Genomic DNA, 16,255 nt, shown 5'->3' with positions numbered 1-16,255 from the left:
GTGCCATGCGACCACCACCCATCTTTCTATTTTTGGAGGTTTATCGTGAAAATCTTCTCGTATGAAGGGGAAGCTCCAAGATGTGTTTGATATAACGCAACCTGGTCTGCTTCAAAATGCTTATCCTGCACATTCGCCATCTGGCGAACGCCCTCCAGCGAAAAGGGATTATCCCCCTCGAATTTTCTTGCCAGTGTAATATGAGGCTTAAACGGCTTTTTATCAAGTTCAAAACCCGCTTCGATACAGGAATTATAGACTTTCCTTTGAATGGCAAAAAGCCTTTCTTGCTGCTTGACGCCTGCCCATAGAATCCTTGGACTATCACTCTTGCCGAAACCGCCGATATCGCCCAGTTCCAAGCCGAATGAGGCCTCATTGGCAAGCTCGCTTCCCACACGCCCCAAAGCATCTTCTTTCAATGTATCGGGAGCATTGCCCAAAAATGCCATCGTAATATGATAATCGGCTGGATGCAGCCATTTCTTAAATGGAAAGTCTGGCTTTAGTTGTTCCGTAACAGCATTTAAATAGGCCTTAATATCATCAGGCAATACTAAAGCAAAGAAAAAATGAGTATTCATGTTCATTTCCATTCCTTCCTGTTTTCCCTTTAATTTTACCATAACTCCCATTGCCTATACCTTTTCCTGGGCTTCCTAATAAATACTCCCTCCACAGGAATATCCCTAATCTACCATCCTATGATCAAAGCCCCTGACGGATCATACGCAGGTCCGGAATGTATTTTTCAGGCTGGGTAGATTAACGAAAAAAACAGCAAAAAAGGACCAAAAATCGGTCCTAAATACTGGAGCAAAAGGAGTACTATCCAAAGTTGATTGGAGCGGGTGTTCGAGACTCCTGCGGGGAAAGCGCGTCCAAGGGAGACCCCGCAGGTGCATAGGCACCGAGGAGACTCCCGGACCGCCCGCGGAAAGCGAGTGCCTGGAGGGGAAATCATCGGTCAAATTTTAAAAACCTGACTCAATTATTATCGAGTTTCAATCTAAAGGACCAACAATCGGTCCTCCCCTGCCATTCCCATGTTAGCTGAACATTGTTTCGTAAAGCAGGAACAAGTTCAGCCCAATGATAAGTACAGCTATAAGCCAAGCGGCGACCGAGGTGATTTTATGGTTGACCAGGCTGCCCATGATTTTTTTATTGCTTGTAAACATGATCAATGGCACTAAGGCAAACGCGATGCCAAACGAGAGGACAACTTGGCTCATCACAAGCGCTTTGGATGGATTCACTCCCCATAATATTATGAGCAGGGGCGGGAAGGTAGTAATGACCCTTCTTAAATAAATCGGAATATGTCTTTTAATGAATCCTTGCATGACAACATCACCTGTCATTACACCAACGGATGAGCTCGATAAACCGGCAAATAATAATCCTATTCCGAAGAACATCGCGACTGATGGTCCAAGCATGGCCCCGAATTGTTGATAGGCAACATCCAAATCCTCCACCAGTGCTCCATTCTTATGAAATAGGGCAGCTGAAACTATGACCATGGCGGCATTGATTGCACCTGCAATCAACATGGCGATGACAATGTCAATTAGTTCAAAACGATAAATCCTTTTTCTTTCCAAATCGTTCACTCCGACTATCCTTCTTTGAGTCAAAGAGGAATGAAGGTATATCGCATGTGGCATAACGGTGGCTCCAAGCATACCGGCCGATAGTAAAATGCTGTCCACTCCCTCGAATTTTGGAGTGAAGAGTCCTAAAACAACGGCTGAAGTGTCAGGTTTTGCATAAAAAACTTGAGCGCCAAAAGCGATCACAACGACAAATATCATGACCGTGATCAAAGCTTCGAATGTTCGGTAACCCCTGCGCTGGATTTCCAGAATGGCAAAGGAACCAATCGCTGCTATGATTGCCGATGTGATCAACGGTAAGTCAAATAGTAAATAAATCCCTAGTGCGGCTCCTATGAATTCAGCTAGGTCGGTTGCCATTATAACGGCTTCAGCCTGAATCCATAATAAGAAAGATGTTTTTTTCGAAAATTTTTCCCTGCATAGCTCCGGAAGGTTCTTTCCAGTGGCTATCCCCAATTTAGCTGATAGTGATTGGATTAGCACAGCCATTAAATTGGAAGCGAAGATAACCCATAATAACGTATAGCCATATTTAGATCCGGCTGTAATATTGGTCGCATAATTCCCTGGATCAATATAGGCAACAGCTGCTATGAATGCAGGCCCCAGATAGGGAAGCAGTTTTTTTATTCCTCTCGAAGAAGATTGATGCAACACGTCGGACATATCTATTTCTACTCCTTTTACACGCAACTCAAATTGTTGCAATAGGTAAACTTTTTAGGTTATTAGCAAGTATATTCCTGGTTCTTGAAAATGTCAAAAAGGGAGGATTGCCTATCGATGTAATTAACGTGATCGGGGATTCGGGGAAGGCCATCTCGCTTCCGGCTAATCAGATAAAAAAACCCCCTTGCCATTAGTGGCAAAGGGGCATTCCTCTATTTAATGGAACCGCATTGCTTCTCGATTTCCTCGGAAAACAGTTTCTGCAGTCTTTGAGTTACCGGACCGGGTTCCCCGGCTGCAATCGATTGGCCATCGATATTTATAATTGGTGTCACTTCGACGCTAGTGCTTGTATAAAGAACTTCATCGGCTGCCATCATGTCCACGACCGTAAAGGCTTCTTCGACATAGGGAATCCCATGATCAGCGCAAAGCTTCAGCATCACCTGACGGGTAATTCCATTCAGGATCAAGTTTGTGGCCGGATGCGTTTTAAGTTGACCATCCACCACGATTGAGACATTTGACGAACTTCCCTCCGTCACCGTACCATCACGATGCTGGATCGCTTCATCACAGCCGGCTTCCACCGCTTGCTGTTTAGCCATTATATTTCCCAGTAGATTTAAACTCTTGATATTACAGCGCAGCCAGCGTATATCTTCGGTGGTAACAGCATTGACCCCTGGCTTCATTTTGCCTGTATAAGGCATTTCTTTTGTATAGGCGACAAAGACCGGTTCCACCTCTGCAGTTGGAAAAGAGTGTGTACGCGCAGATACTCCTCTTGTCAGCTGCATATAGACGATACCGTCCTTCAGTTGATTTTCAGCGATCAGCTCTTTCATGCGGGTTTTGATTTCCGCTATGGTAAAGGGAACTTTCATCTGAATCAACTTCGCACTGTCCATCAGCCGGTTCAGATGCATATCCTCCGTAAATAATTCGCCATTATAAACCCGAATGACTTCATAGACGCCATCACCGAATTGATATCCCCGGTCTTCAATATCTACCTTTACTTCGGACCTGCTTTTAAGGTCGCCGTTAAAAATGATTTTTCCCATGTCTTTCTCCCTCTTTGCCTCTTATTTAGCCAATTCATGAATGGCACGTGCATAAATGGACGTAGCCTTAAGCATATCCTCAATATCAATATATTCATCTTTCTGATGCGCAATATCTTCGCTGCCTGGGAAAAGCGGGCCAAATGCAACGCCTTCTTTCAATGAACGGGCATATGTGCCGCCGCCAATCGAAAGAAGCTCGGCTTTATCACCTGTCTCCGCTTCATACACTTCCTGCAACGTCTTGATCAAGAAGCTTTCACTGTCCACATAATGGGGAGTTGAATGCGAATTGGTCTTCACTTTCAAATTATATGCCGCAAGCCTTTCTTCCAGCGCCGCCTTTTGCTGTTCCCACTCAAACGTGACCGGATAACGCATGCTGAAACCGATTGAGCTGTCGCCTTGTTTAGAATAATTGAAAACGCCGGCATTTATCGTCAATTCTCCTGTTTGCTCATCCGAATACGCCACACCTAAATTATTTCCGCGGGAATCTTCGAACAAACGGTCCTTGATGAAAGTGAAGTAGGCTTTCGCATGCGGATCAAGAGTGAGATCAGCTAAAAATACGGCTAAATGCAGACCTGCATTCCTTCCGTTGTTCGGTTCCATCGCGTGTGCCGAGATACCATTCATTTCAAGCAGCACTTGATTTTTTTGCGGAACGGCTTGCCCCTCCAATGAGTACTTTTGCAAATAATCCTGATAGTTTGCCGCCACTTCAGCAGTGTTGTCCGCTTCCACAACAGCCGTCGCAAAATCCGGTACCATATTCGTCCTTCGACCTGAAGAAAACTCGATGACATTCACGTCTGAGTTCGTGCCATTTCCTGCATCGGCAGGATGGATAACCGAGAAATCCCAGATTCCTTTTTCCGCACTGATGATCGGGAAGTCAGCATCTGGTGCGAAGCCGATCGAAGGCATTTCCTCCACTTCAAAGTACCGGTCAACGCAGCGCCAGTTCGATTCTTCATCGGTTCCAATGATCATCCTCACACGTTTGTTCAAAGGTTCTCCTAGCTCCCGGACCAGCTTCATCGCATGATAGGCAGCCATCGTTGGCCCTTTATCATCGATTGCCCCGCGGGCGTATATGCGGCCATTGCGGATTTCAGCGCCAAACGGATCCGAACTCCAGCCATCTCCCTCAGGTACCACGTCGACATGGCATAAAATCCCGATTAACTCCTCGCCTTCCCCCATTTCGATATGACCAGCGACATTATCGACATTTTTCACAGTAAAACCGTCTTTTTCGCCTAATTGAAGCATGAAATCAAGCGCTTCCTTCACCCCTTTACCGAGTGGGGCCTCCTCTGTCGGATGTTCTTCATCAAGTACACTTTTTATTTTCAATAAGTTTTGTGTGTCCAGCAATAAGTCCATTTTCCGTTTTTCAACTTCTTCTCGCCAATTCAATTCACTCAAAATATGACAACTCCTCTTTTATATATATTTTTCATTTTATCACTTTTACTACCACATTCGCCAAGCCTTGCTACCTATTCTTCGTATTCCCGCATTATTGCTAACATCAAACTACCGATAAATTTCCTTACAAAAATAAAAAAACACCCTCTTTTATTAAAAAGAGGATGATTTCATTAGACTATCGTCATTCATTAACTCTGTTACTTTTCTGTTCAATCTTGGGATATATAATGCTAAAAACAAAGAACGTCCTAAACTGAAAGCCAGGAATGCAAGCCATAAACCATGATTGCCATGATTGCTGACTGCTGCGAACTGGACTATTAAAAAAGCCATCAGTGCCAGAAGCATCGAGTTCCTTACGGGAACGGCTTCAGTCGCACCGGTAAACACTCCATAAAAAATGAGTCCGATAAAGGCACTGAATGGGAATAGGACTATCCAAAGTCCATATTCATGGGCCAATTCGATGACGCCGGGAATATCCGTGAATAAGAGAATGACCTCATCGCTGAAAAGATAGTAAGATGCGGCAAGTATGAACGCGGCATACAAGCCCCACCGCGCCGATAGTGAGAGTGTTTTTTTATAAAGGTTTATATCTCTCGAACCAATCGCCTTCCCGACCAGGAGACTGGACGCGTTCGCGAAGCCATCAAAGCAATAGGCCATCAGGTAATGGATTTGAATGAGTACGGCATTGGCCGCCAGGGTCTCTGTCCCGAAAGTCGCTCCCTTGGCCGTAAAAAGATTGAAAACCGTGATCAGGCAAATGGTCCTGATGAATAAATCCCTGTTGACCACCATCATTTTTTTCAGGGAAGCCCGATCGAACCCCTCCCGGAATGAAAAAGAATCGGGTACGTTAACCGCTTTCCTGATGACCCACAAGCCCAGTAAAAAAGCGGAAATCTCTGATATCAGTGTAGCGGCAGCAACCCCTGATACAGACCATGAAAAACCATTAACGAAAACGAGGCATAAGATTATATTCATCACGTTCATGAAAACTTGAATGAACAAGGACGTTTTTATCCTCGATTTCCCCATTAACCAGCCTAAGATGACATAATTCAATAGAGCAAAAGGTGCGCCCCATATCCTGATGCCGAAATAATCTGCGGCAAAGGCGGAAACGTCCGATTCCGGACCGATTGCGCCTAACGATACATTCAAAATGGGCTTTTGGATCACGATAAAAAGCAGACCGATGATCGCTGCAATGAAAAAAGGCCGAATCAAGGCCATCAGGGTTTGCTTTTCATCCCTTGCCCCTTCCGCTTGTGCAGCGAAGGCAGATGTACTGACCCGAAGAAAACCAAAAAGCCAATACATCGTATTGAAAATTATCGTTCCGACAGCCACCCCGCCAATATAAGCGGGATCACTCAACTTTCCAACCACAGCCGTATCGACCGCACCGAGCAAGGGCGTACTCATCGTCGAAATCGTAAGCGGGATGGCCAAGGAAAGATATACTCTGTTATTCATAAAATGTGACCTCCTATGTACATAAAAGTTCTGAACAGTTAGAATTGGAATATCGTTATAAAATTTTGTATTCAAAGTACAAAAAGATTGCAGTATTTAATTTTAATCACTAGAATTGTACATATGGTGCTCCCCAACATGCAAGAGATGCCTCTACAAGATTACTTGTGGAACGTTTCAAATAGAACGGGTAAAAGCCATTTTAAATCTGGATCATTTACGTATCAAATTTTGAAGATTGAAAGATTGATATCGCTTTCAACCCGCAGGGGTTATGGGAAGTACATTTTTATCCAGCAAGAAAAAGGCATTTCGCAAGACGGAAAATAAAATGCTTGACGGATTCTTGAATGAGTTATAGTATTGCTCGTTGATAATATACCTTTTGAACTATGCTTGAATATATATTCATTGTTATAACAACTAATCAGGAGTGATCATGATGGGAAGATTGACTGATAAAGTAGCCATTATCACTGGCGGAGCATCTGGTATGGGCAGGGAAATGGTAGACCTATTCACAAAAGAAGGAGCACAAGTCATTGCTGCCGATATCAATGAAAAAGCTGTAGCTGCCGTGAATGAACTTGATAACGTCCATGGTACTGTACTTGATGTATCTTCAGACGAAAGTTGGAAAAGGTGACGGATGAAGTTATCGCTAAATTTGGCCAAATCGACATTTTGGTAAACAATGCCGGTATCTCAACGGAAAAAGGCATTAACGATACGACATTGGCCGATTGGCAGCTAATGTTAGGCATCAATGGATTTGGACCATTCCTTGGAATGAAACACGTGGTTCCTCACATGGCTAAAGAAGGTAAAGGCGCAGTTGTAAACATTTCTTCCTTTACAGCTCAAATCGGAATGGGCTTAAACTCTTATTCAGCTTCAAAAGGTGCCGTACGTGCCATTTCCAAGGCTGCCGCAACGCAATATGGCCGCATGGGCGTCCGTGTCAATGCCGTATTCCCTGGTACCATCGAAACACCGATGACTCAAAAATTAGAAGAATCAAAAGAGTTAGTGAACCAAATGATCAAGGCCACTCCATTACAACGTTTGGGTCAGCCGGCGGATATTGCAAATGCCGTGCTTTATCTAGCATCCGATGAAGCTTCATACGTAACTGGTTCCGAGCTTGTCATCGACGGCGGATACTCCGCTCAATAATTAAAGCAGAAATGGAAAATCCCGTTTCTAAAACTCAGAAACGGGATTTTCTGATTCAATAAAGAAATTTTTGTAAGTTGTAATGAGTTAAGTTAACACACCGATGAAATAGCCAAAAGTCGTAAATACCAAACACCAGCTGAATGCCCCTGCTCCTGCAAAGATAAAATACTTTCGTTTCCCCATTCCATTCATACCGGAAATGTAACTGGCGAAGTGACGGACTCCTGGAATGAAATAGGCGATGATAATCGTCCATGGACCGTATTTATTGAACCATTTCTCCAATTTTTCCAACCTCGCGGGGGTCATTTTGATCCACTTGCCATGCTTCCTCAAAAAAGGCTTCCCCACCTTTTTCCCGATGAAATAACTGACAAGCATCCCGGATATCGAGCCAAGGAAACTGACAAGGAATGCCCCCTGGACATTCAAAACGGAAATGGATGACAAATAGCCGACAAAAGTCATCATGAACTCATCAGGTACCGGCAAGCCAATAATCCCAATCGCCAACAATCCATATATCGCAAAATAACCATAGTTTGATATTAAATCTTTTACTATATCCATCTAAAGTACTCCATCTCAGCACCCTTTATTAAAGTAATCCATTTTCTTATGCGGGCCTGGGTAACGTGATTACTTCTTTTTAATAGGATAACCTAATTTAACCCAAATGAGTTGATTTTCACAAAAAAAATAGAAAAAAAGAAGAATGGACACGTTTTTTGTTGAAATACCTGTATGGCAGTTTCCTCATTAAGGATGAAAATCGGCAACAATAAAAGCGGACTCGATACCTGAGTCCGCTTCTTCTTATTTCACAATCTTTATTTCATTGATCGGCCAATACACTAGATTTGCCTTGCCCACGATTTCTTCGTCGGAAATCGTGCCAATTTCACGGCTATCCAAACTGTTTTGGCGATTGTCCCCCATAAGGAACAACTGGCCTTCCGGCACTGTCATGCTGCCTGTAATATCTTCGAGCTTGAAGGATTCAGTCAGCGGCACTCCTGATGCCATCTGATTCTTATATTTGTCCAAGTATGGTTCTTCATAAACTTTCCCATTAATATAAAGCGTATCGTCTTTATATTCAATATGGTCACCTGGCAGACCGATAACCCTTTTTATATAATCTTTATCTACCGTTGCATGAAATACGACAATATCAAACCGGTCTATATTATCGATATTCGTTCCAAACTTGGTAAGAACAATTCTTTCGTGGTCTTGCAGAGTCGGCATCATTGACTCACCATCCACGACAATCGGTGCAAAAATATACGTTCGAATTAAAAAAGCTAGAATGACTGCAATCAATATCGCTTTTATCCATGAAAAAACTTCTTTTCTTTTTTCCAATCGAAGTCCCTCTCTCTGTTTTTTATTCATGCCATTATAACATAATCCTTTCATGATCACGTCATACAAATACCCACATTTTACACATTATCATTTACTTCCATTTTTCATACTGGATTTCCATGCTTTCCAACTCTATTTCCCTGCGCTGCATTTTGGTTGGACAAATCGCATTATATGTACGGACTTTCTCACTTTATTTCACCCATTCGTTTCATTAATTCAGATTCAGTTCCATTCATTTTTTTCAATCGAACCAATTCGGCTAGCTCTTCGCGAATTTCTTTTTGCCATTTTATCCACAGCGGAAGGAAGCCGGCATCCTTGGCTTTCGTCAAGAAGTTGTCGTATATATTTCCCGAAAGCGCCGACTCCGGAAGCGGTTTACCAAAGCCAGGATTATTCTTCAGCCCGCCTTCTCTTTCATATTCCTTGAAAATCTGATCCATCCAGTTCACATGTCCGTGTTCTTTGCCCATAAACAATCCCCCTTCAGACCACTTGCGATTACATGTTTTTACAATTATAACATTTTTATCAATACCGACTCCACCCTTGGGGGACACTTTCTACTATTATATATGCCTATCTTTCAGCCAAACAAATTCAGGCATCAAAAAAGGATTCCCCTATTCAGGGAATCCTTGTTGGCCTTCTATTTAACGGTGATTTCCCTTTTTACTTCCGCCTTGTTCTTCGATTTATCCGTAACTGTGTAAGTCAATGTATAGGTGCCTTTTTTCTTCGTATTCACAGTCCCTGTTATTTTGATCTTACTTGTTAAGCTTCCATCAAGATTATCTTTTGCGGATACACCTGATTTAGGATTGAATGTCGAGTTATAGGCAATGGTTTTGCTCTTGGCACCGGAAATGACCGGCTTTGTGCTGTCTACCGTGATCTTTCTTGTGACTGTTGCAGTATTTTTCGATGAATCAGTGATTGTATACTTTAATGTATACGTACCTTTTTTCTTTGTATTCACCGTACCTGTCACCTTTATTTTACTTGTCATGTTGCCATCCAGGTTATCTTTCGCTGATACGCCCGATTTAGGGCTGAATGTCGAATAATAGCCAACGGTTTTACTATTGGCTCCCGAGATGACTGGCTTGGTGCCATCTATCGTGATCTTTCTTGTGACTGTCGCCGCATTTTTCGATGAATCTGTGACCGCATACTTTAATGTATAGGTCCCCTTTTTCTTCGTATTGACTGTACCCGTCACTTTGATTTTACTAGTCAAATTTCCATCGGCATTATCCTTCGCACTCACGTTTGTTTTTGGATTGAATGAAGAATTAAGTTTGATGGTTTTGTTCCCGGCACCTGAAATCACAGGCTTGACTTGATCATAAACGGTTATTTTCCTTGTGACCTTGGAAACATTCCCAGCTTTGTCAGCTACCGTATAAGTCAAATTATAGGTGCCCACTTTCTTGGTATCGACCTTACCTTCAACTCGGATGACATTCGTTAAGTCACCATCTTTATCATCCTTCGCCTTTACGCCGGTTTTAGGATTGAAAGTTGAGTTGAATGGAATTGATTTACCGGCAGTCCCTGAAATCACAGGCTTATTCGTATCCTTGACAATCGGTGGCCGATTGGAGATGTAAGCTGATGAAACATACCCCTTAATACTCTTGTCTGCCGTTTGTACGGGGTAAAAGACAAATTTATTTCCCTTAGACTCGTGATAGTCAAAATCCCCTGTAATGATCAAGCTTTTATTTGGCGGAACAGTTACTGCACCTTCCGTAGTGGTTATATCTTTCCTGATATTCGCGCTCGATGTCGTCACCACTTTGTCTCCTGCCCTGAACCAATAAACAGAGTCATGCGTTTGATCTGTCAGGGTGTATTCAAGATTTTTAAAGACGATATTTTCCGTGCTGTTCCGATCATATTGAAAGTCAGAAGTTTTGAATGGATATTTTGCCAGTTTCGTATCATTCAAATAACTTTGGTTTTCTATCTCAGCAAAAACTTCCTCTTGGTACGCATTCACATTTATTTTCCCGTTTTCCTGGTAAAGAGGACTGTTCACCGGTTTTGTCCCATTGTAAGCCATGACAGGGAAATACCAATTTTCGATGCCCCTGCGCCCTGCACCTTTGATCTTGGGTAAATCCCTTCTTGAATACATGCCACTCAGGACCTCGACGCCTGCCCCGATATTGTAGACTATATCATTTTCCAGCTTTTTCTGGTCATACCCACTTTTATTGGTAAGCTGCATTAGACCGATGCCGCCATCGTCGGATATAATCGGTTTACCATCCTCATTAAATTGCCTCCAATCCCCGTTTTCCTGCGTAGCCACCGCTTTTACCACTTCAGGGGGGATTTCAGCCTCTATTGCCGCATTCGTCAGTAAGCAATTGATCTGCTTATGTGAAGGATTTTCATTGGGTTGAACCTCACCGAATGATGAACACGCATTGGTTATTCCAGACTCCGCAAAAGCCTGTCCATTGAACAAACCGAGTGTTAAACAGGTCAAAGCCCCAATCTTCATTAAAGGTATCTTCATCGATCGAACTCCAGTCTATTTATATTTAAATCTATAATAATAGTAACATGATAGACTGGTGATTTCAGGTATAATAGGGTATTTCCTCCTCAAATATCCTTGCAGCATAAAAGGAGCTTACCCGCATTATCGGGAAAGCTCCTTTGTTTTCAAATCTCAAAACTATGTATGATGCCGGATCATTCGATCACTTCCACCGTTTCTCTCGGCTTCCTTACAAGGCACATGATACCCGGTATGATGAAGAAGATAAGCGGCCAAACATGAAAAATCGTCAGAATGCCCGTAATGATCAATAAGATTCCGGCTCCCTTCGCCTTGCCGCCCTTTAATAGAAAGATAGCGATCAAACCGCCTGCCAAGGCAATGAACAGAGATATGATCCCAGCCCATAATAAGCCCATGAAAAATTTGACTGACATATCTATCTCAGATGAGGAAAACTCCTGAGAATCTGTCATTAATGAGTTGTCCACCATTTCTTTCAAATCGATACTGTTGAGATAGACGGCCGATATGATCGTCACGATTAAAAAAATCGCAGCGATACTCACGCCTATGATACTTAATGCGTATTCCCATGTCCGTTTCATTTACTTCGCCTCCCTGGAAAAGTCACGTATATATAATACCCAATCTGTGAAGGAATAAAAGACTTTTATTCCTTACTCCTCAAAATTGAGTGTAAATTTGGTGAATTCGTCCAAATCCTTTAACTCCCCCTGCCTTGCCTTCATTCATCCTTCTTTTTCAATCGTTCATGTAATTCATCTCTTTATTATCCAGGTTATTCATTTTTGTCATATGCTTTATAAAGAAACGGACCGCCTTCACAACCATAACGAATAACAGAACAAGTAGGGCAAGGTAGAATAATTGCCATAAAATATCGCCAATATTAAACATGAAGTCACCTTCTGTCCTTGAATGAATTCCGGCCAATAAAAGCAGTAAGTGAGGGCTTTTCGTACTCCGTGATGTCCCGTAATTAAATGATAACACGATTGGCCCTAACACTGAACGCCCACAATATTAATAGAGGGTGAATAACGAAGCCCCCCAAAGGAAATAGACTCTGTTTTTATCAGAGCCTAAAAAACATTCCTATTCACGATCAAATCCACCAATTGTTCGGCAGACGGTTCTTTCGGCATCATATCAGATGTAAATCCATAGTCTTGAAGTCTATTGCCGGTACTTTCCCCGATCACCCCGATGGAGGCTTGTTTTAGCAGCGCTTCAACATCCACGTTTGCCTTGTTCCCATATTGCATCAGCATATCGACTGAATGCCGGTTTGAAAATAGTACCGTTCCTACAGGTTTCCCATCAAGCATTCTCGGAAAGATTTCAAGGAATCTTTCATCGACAAATTTAGCGATTGATTGAATATAGTCTCCGTCCCCATGTGCCGGATCTCTAAGATCCCTGTTTCGATCTCCAACAACTAACAGTGTTCCGGCTTCCGGCATCCCGGATTTGAGCTCGGCCGTCAGACCCCGTTGCTGCAAAGCCTTTTTCGATTTCCTTGATAACACATATAGTTTAGAAGAAATCCGGCGGAAATCAATAGCTTGTTCAGTGAGTGAATCCAAGAATCCATGGACACTTTCAGGCGAAGTGAAGAGAATTCGATCATATGAAAGAAAAGCGAGCAGCTGACTTTCTTCTATTTTCACTTTTTCCGCATTCCATTTAGGAAACTCGATGACTTCCCCGCCAAGTTCATACAGGGCTTCCGCCAAGGGACTCTTTGCCGTCCCCGTCCGGGCCACTAAAAACCGTTGTCCATAAAGCGGCTTCCTTTCGAACCATTGCAGTTTTCCCCTTAATGAAATGATATCCCCGACCAAGGTGATTGCAGGATTGCCAAGCGACCTTCCACGTACCCGTTCGACGATATCATCCAAGGTCCCCTCGACACTTTCCTGTCTTCCATAAGTGCCCCATTGAATGACGAGTGCCGGTGTATTCCCCGGCTTTCCATGATTTATCAAATTTTTGCGGATAGACGGAAGGTTGGCCACACCCATATAAAAGGCAACCGTATCTATACTCACAAGCCCATTCCAATCTATATCCTTCTTCGTTTGGTCATGGCCCGTCACCATCGCAAAGGAACGTCCGTAATCCCGATGTGTGACGGGAACTCCTGCGTACATGGATGCAGCAATGCTGGACGTAACCCCCGGAATGACTTCGAATGGGATTCCCTCATCTTTCAACGATTCCGCTTCCTCCCCGACTCTTCCAAAAACGGCAGGATCACCGCCTTTCAAACGGACGACCCGATGCCCTTCCAGTGCTTTGGAAACAAGCAGCTCATTGATTTCCCCTTGGCTGATGCCAGTAGCATAAGGTGTCTTGCCACAATATATCAATTCACAATCGAAGGCGGCAGCCTCCAACAGCTTGGGATTCAGCAATCTATCATATAAAATGACATCCGCTTTTTCAATCTCTTTTTGGCCTTTTACGGTAATCAGGCCTTCATCACCCGGACCTGCACCAACAAAATAAACCTTGCCCTTGGTCATGCCGCACTCACCCCTATCTGCTTGCCATTCCCTGATAATATTTCACCAGCTCCACCATTGCACTGCCCATCCGTTGGTCTTCAGGATATATGACCCGCTCAATCCCTTCATCGATAACCACCTGCGCCGTTACCTTTCCGACCGCAAGAGCAATTACATCTGTTGCAAACAGGCCGACTATCTTATCCTCCACGCCTTGTTCACGGACAAATCTCATTAAATTTCGCGGCTGGGGTGCACTCGTGAACACAACCGAATCGATTTTGCCTTCAAGGATTTCTTGGATCAGCTGCTGCATCGTTTCTTTTTCAGGCGCTATATGTTCATATGGCAGGATTTCTTTATGTTCCACTTTTTGTTCATCCAGCCAATTCATCAAAAGAGGCGCCGGATCGCCGTGAAGCTGCAAAGCGACCTTTACACCTCCAGGCAGATGGCCTTCCAGATTGCGAACAAGCCCTGCCGTACTGCCATCATCATCACGGATTAATGGCTGCAGGCCAAGCTTTTTCAGCATATTAACCGTTTTATAGCCCCTAGCTGCAATTTTCATAGACTGCAAAGCCTCTATGAAACGCTCTCCCGCTTCCATCTTCACTGCCGTTTTATATAATAATTCCGTCCCCACTCCCGTCGTGAGAATGATCCAATCGAACTCCCCTGCCATCAACCGGGTGACATCCTCTTCCAAATGGGAATCATCAAGGAAAACCGTCCCCTGTGCCGGGCGAACAAGCGGGACTCCCCCAAGATTTTGAACGATTTTACTAAGTTCTTCCGTCTTCCGCGCCCCCAATAAAGCAACGGTCCTGCCATTAAGCTTACTCATCCATGCCCCTCCTATATGTACATTCAATTAAATCCATCTCACCCATTATACAAATTTTCAGTCTATGAAACTATAAAAAACGGATTCCATATCAAAAACAACGCTTTTTCTTTCCTTCATCTTATATAAATTCAGTGGAAAGATGGTTTACTGCATTTTGCTTTTCATAAGTCCCGCCCTCATGAGTTTGGAACAAATACTCGTGAGTTTTGGGCTTTTACTCGTGAGTTTCCAAAAAAGCAAAACATGGCCTGCTTCAAATTCCTCATGCTATCTTTTCTAGCCAAAAATAAAGCTGCCACATCAGGACAGCGATTTTCACGATTTAACTTTTTGTTAATTCTTATTTATCGCCCTTTGGGCAATATGCTCCTGTTCTTTTTTTACAAAAACATCATATTGAGTGGTTTCATGGCGATTCTGAAAGTTTTCAGTGCCTAAATTCATAGGCGTTTTCGTTTTGAAGGGTATCCCTTCCCTTTCCAATTTCGCAACCGCCTTATAATAATTTTCATTCCCGAATGCTGTATAAATACATGTCCAATATTTATAGGAATTCAGTTTGGCAATTACTATACACGCAATCACGAGGACTAGTATTCCAATCATTATATACATCATTTAACTTCCTTTCATTTCAGACATTTTTTTGGAAAATCTATCCTGTACAATATATTCTTTGCCATACATGACATTTCCTTTTCAAGTAAAAAAAGGAGACCCCGGCTTCGGGTCTCCTTCTTCGTATCTTCTTTATTTTTCCGTCACGTTACAAGAACCGTCCGTACAAGCGTCGCCTGTTGCTGGATCATTCACGATCGTAAGCGGATTTTCCTCAGCCCATACTTTTTTTAGCGTATCGAGGAATGCTTCCGTTGGCTGGGCGCCGGAGATTCCATATTTGCGATTAATGACGAAGAATGGGACGCCTGTTATGCCAAGCAGGCTTCCTTCTTGCTCATTTCCCCTAACCTCTGCCGTGAATGCCGTTCCTTCCAGCATGGACTCCGTCTCGGACTTTTCAAGGCCAACCTCTTCAGCCAAACTTGCCAATGTAGCGTGATCGCCAATATGTTTGCCTTCCGTAAAGTAAGCTTTAAATAATCGTTCATTCATTTCTTTCTCTTTACCTTTTGATTCAGCAAAGTGCATCAAGCGGTGGGCATCGAACGAATTCGTTAAGACCACTTTGTCCAAGTGATAATCGAGTCCCAATTCTTTAGCCTGTTGAGTCAGGTTTTGGCTGTTCGCTTCCACCTGCGCTTGAGACATGCCGTATTTCTTAGCCAGCATTTCATTTTGAGTCATATTGATATCCCGCTCAGCCTCTGGGTTCAACTCAAAACTGCGAAATGAGACCTCTACCTGATCTTTATTTTCAAACTGCTTTAACGCCTCTTCGAACCGACGCTTACCTATATAACAAAACGGACATTGATAATCCGACCAAATTTCCACCTTCATGTAAATACCTCCTCATTTTAAATGCAATCGCATTAAGCACATTATATAATTCTGGG

The 16,255-nt window shown here is 43.2% G+C and carries 15 protein-coding genes and 1 pseudogene; 1 reads left to right on the top strand and 15 read right to left on the bottom strand.

Going from position 1 to position 16,255, the window contains the following annotated elements:
• Positions 1 to 26 precede the first annotated feature (26 nt).
• From thpR to A6755_RS08355, 5 genes are all read right to left on the bottom strand, one after another.
• On the bottom strand, positions 27 to 590 hold the full coding sequence (gene thpR / locus A6755_RS08375; protein WP_095679590.1) for an RNA 2',3'-cyclic phosphodiesterase: 564 nt from the start codon (positions 588 to 590) through the stop codon (positions 27 to 29).
• A 459-nt stretch (positions 591 to 1,049) separates the two neighbouring features.
• A complete protein-coding gene (locus A6755_RS08370; protein ID WP_063590420.1) occupies positions 1,050 to 2,288 on the bottom strand; it encodes an Nramp family divalent metal transporter in 1,239 nt (412 codons plus the stop codon).
• A gap of 215 nt (positions 2,289 to 2,503) precedes the next feature.
• Positions 2,504 to 3,358, bottom strand: coding sequence for a D-amino-acid transaminase (gene dat / locus A6755_RS08365; protein ID WP_063590419.1), 855 nt, complete (start codon positions 3,356 to 3,358; stop codon positions 2,504 to 2,506).
• Between the two features lie 21 nt (positions 3,359 to 3,379).
• The gene (pepV, locus tag A6755_RS08360) at positions 3,380 to 4,792 is read right to left on the bottom strand and encodes a dipeptidase PepV (RefSeq protein WP_063590418.1); all 1,413 of its coding nucleotides are present in this window, start codon (positions 4,790 to 4,792) and stop codon (positions 3,380 to 3,382) included.
• Between the two features lie 156 nt (positions 4,793 to 4,948).
• Complete coding sequence (locus A6755_RS08355) at positions 4,949 to 6,286, bottom strand: MATE family efflux transporter (protein ID WP_034309304.1); 1,338 nt, start codon at positions 6,284 to 6,286, stop codon at positions 4,949 to 4,951.
• A gap of 442 nt (positions 6,287 to 6,728) precedes the next feature.
• Here A6755_RS08355 and A6755_RS08345 point away from each other — a divergent pair.
• A pseudogene (locus tag A6755_RS08345) lies at positions 6,729 to 7,462 on the top strand (SDR family NAD(P)-dependent oxidoreductase).
• Between the two features lie 87 nt (positions 7,463 to 7,549).
• Here the strand turns inward: A6755_RS08345 and A6755_RS08340 are convergent.
• The 10 genes from A6755_RS08340 to A6755_RS08300 all read right to left on the bottom strand — a co-directional run bounded on the left by A6755_RS08340 (position 7,550) and on the right by A6755_RS08300 (position 16,199).
• On the bottom strand, positions 7,550 to 8,035 hold the full coding sequence (locus tag A6755_RS08340) for a DedA family protein (protein ID WP_034309313.1): 486 nt from the start codon (positions 8,033 to 8,035) through the stop codon (positions 7,550 to 7,552).
• Positions 8,036 to 8,281: 246 nt separating this feature from the next.
• Positions 8,282 to 8,863: a signal peptidase I gene (gene lepB, locus A6755_RS08335; RefSeq protein ID WP_063592491.1), complete on the bottom strand. Its 582-nt coding sequence runs from the start codon at positions 8,861 to 8,863 to the stop codon at positions 8,282 to 8,284.
• 161 nt (positions 8,864 to 9,024) lie between these two features.
• A complete protein-coding gene (locus A6755_RS08330; RefSeq protein ID WP_063590416.1) occupies positions 9,025 to 9,312 on the bottom strand; it encodes a DnaJ family domain-containing protein in 288 nt (95 codons plus the stop codon).
• 176 nt (positions 9,313 to 9,488) lie between these two features.
• A complete protein-coding gene (locus A6755_RS08325) occupies positions 9,489 to 11,369 on the bottom strand; it encodes an immunoglobulin-like domain-containing protein (protein ID WP_063590415.1) in 1,881 nt (626 codons plus the stop codon).
• A gap of 179 nt (positions 11,370 to 11,548) precedes the next feature.
• Positions 11,549 to 11,962 (bottom strand): DUF4064 domain-containing protein, encoded by a 414-nt coding sequence (locus A6755_RS08320; protein WP_052137318.1) that lies wholly within the window; start codon positions 11,960 to 11,962, stop codon positions 11,549 to 11,551.
• A gap of 157 nt (positions 11,963 to 12,119) precedes the next feature.
• Positions 12,120 to 12,275 carry a hypothetical protein gene (locus A6755_RS27000; RefSeq protein ID WP_174878704.1) on the bottom strand — a complete coding sequence of 52 codons (156 nt, stop codon included), beginning with the start codon at positions 12,273 to 12,275 and terminating at the stop codon, positions 12,120 to 12,122.
• Between the two features lie 185 nt (positions 12,276 to 12,460).
• Positions 12,461 to 13,906: a uroporphyrinogen-III C-methyltransferase gene (cobA, locus tag A6755_RS08315; RefSeq protein ID WP_063590414.1), complete on the bottom strand. Its 1,446-nt coding sequence runs from the start codon at positions 13,904 to 13,906 to the stop codon at positions 12,461 to 12,463.
• A 13-nt stretch (positions 13,907 to 13,919) separates the two neighbouring features.
• Positions 13,920 to 14,735, bottom strand: coding sequence for a uroporphyrinogen-III synthase (locus A6755_RS08310; RefSeq protein ID WP_057276753.1), 816 nt, complete (start codon positions 14,733 to 14,735; stop codon positions 13,920 to 13,922).
• A gap of 336 nt (positions 14,736 to 15,071) precedes the next feature.
• On the bottom strand, positions 15,072 to 15,353 hold the full coding sequence (locus tag A6755_RS08305) for a hypothetical protein (RefSeq protein ID WP_063590413.1): 282 nt from the start codon (positions 15,351 to 15,353) through the stop codon (positions 15,072 to 15,074).
• A 135-nt stretch (positions 15,354 to 15,488) separates the two neighbouring features.
• Entirely contained in the window at positions 15,489 to 16,199 is a 711-nt protein-coding gene (locus A6755_RS08300) for a DsbA family oxidoreductase (protein WP_063590412.1), read from the bottom strand.
• Positions 16,200 to 16,255 lie beyond the last annotated feature (56 nt).

It is taken from the genome of Peribacillus frigoritolerans, from assembly GCF_001636405.1.
Taxonomy (GTDB): domain Bacteria; phylum Bacillota; class Bacilli; order Bacillales; family DSM-1321; genus Peribacillus; species Peribacillus frigoritolerans.
Note: the sequence above shows the minus strand (reverse complement) of the source record. Positions and strands in the feature narration are given on the sequence as shown.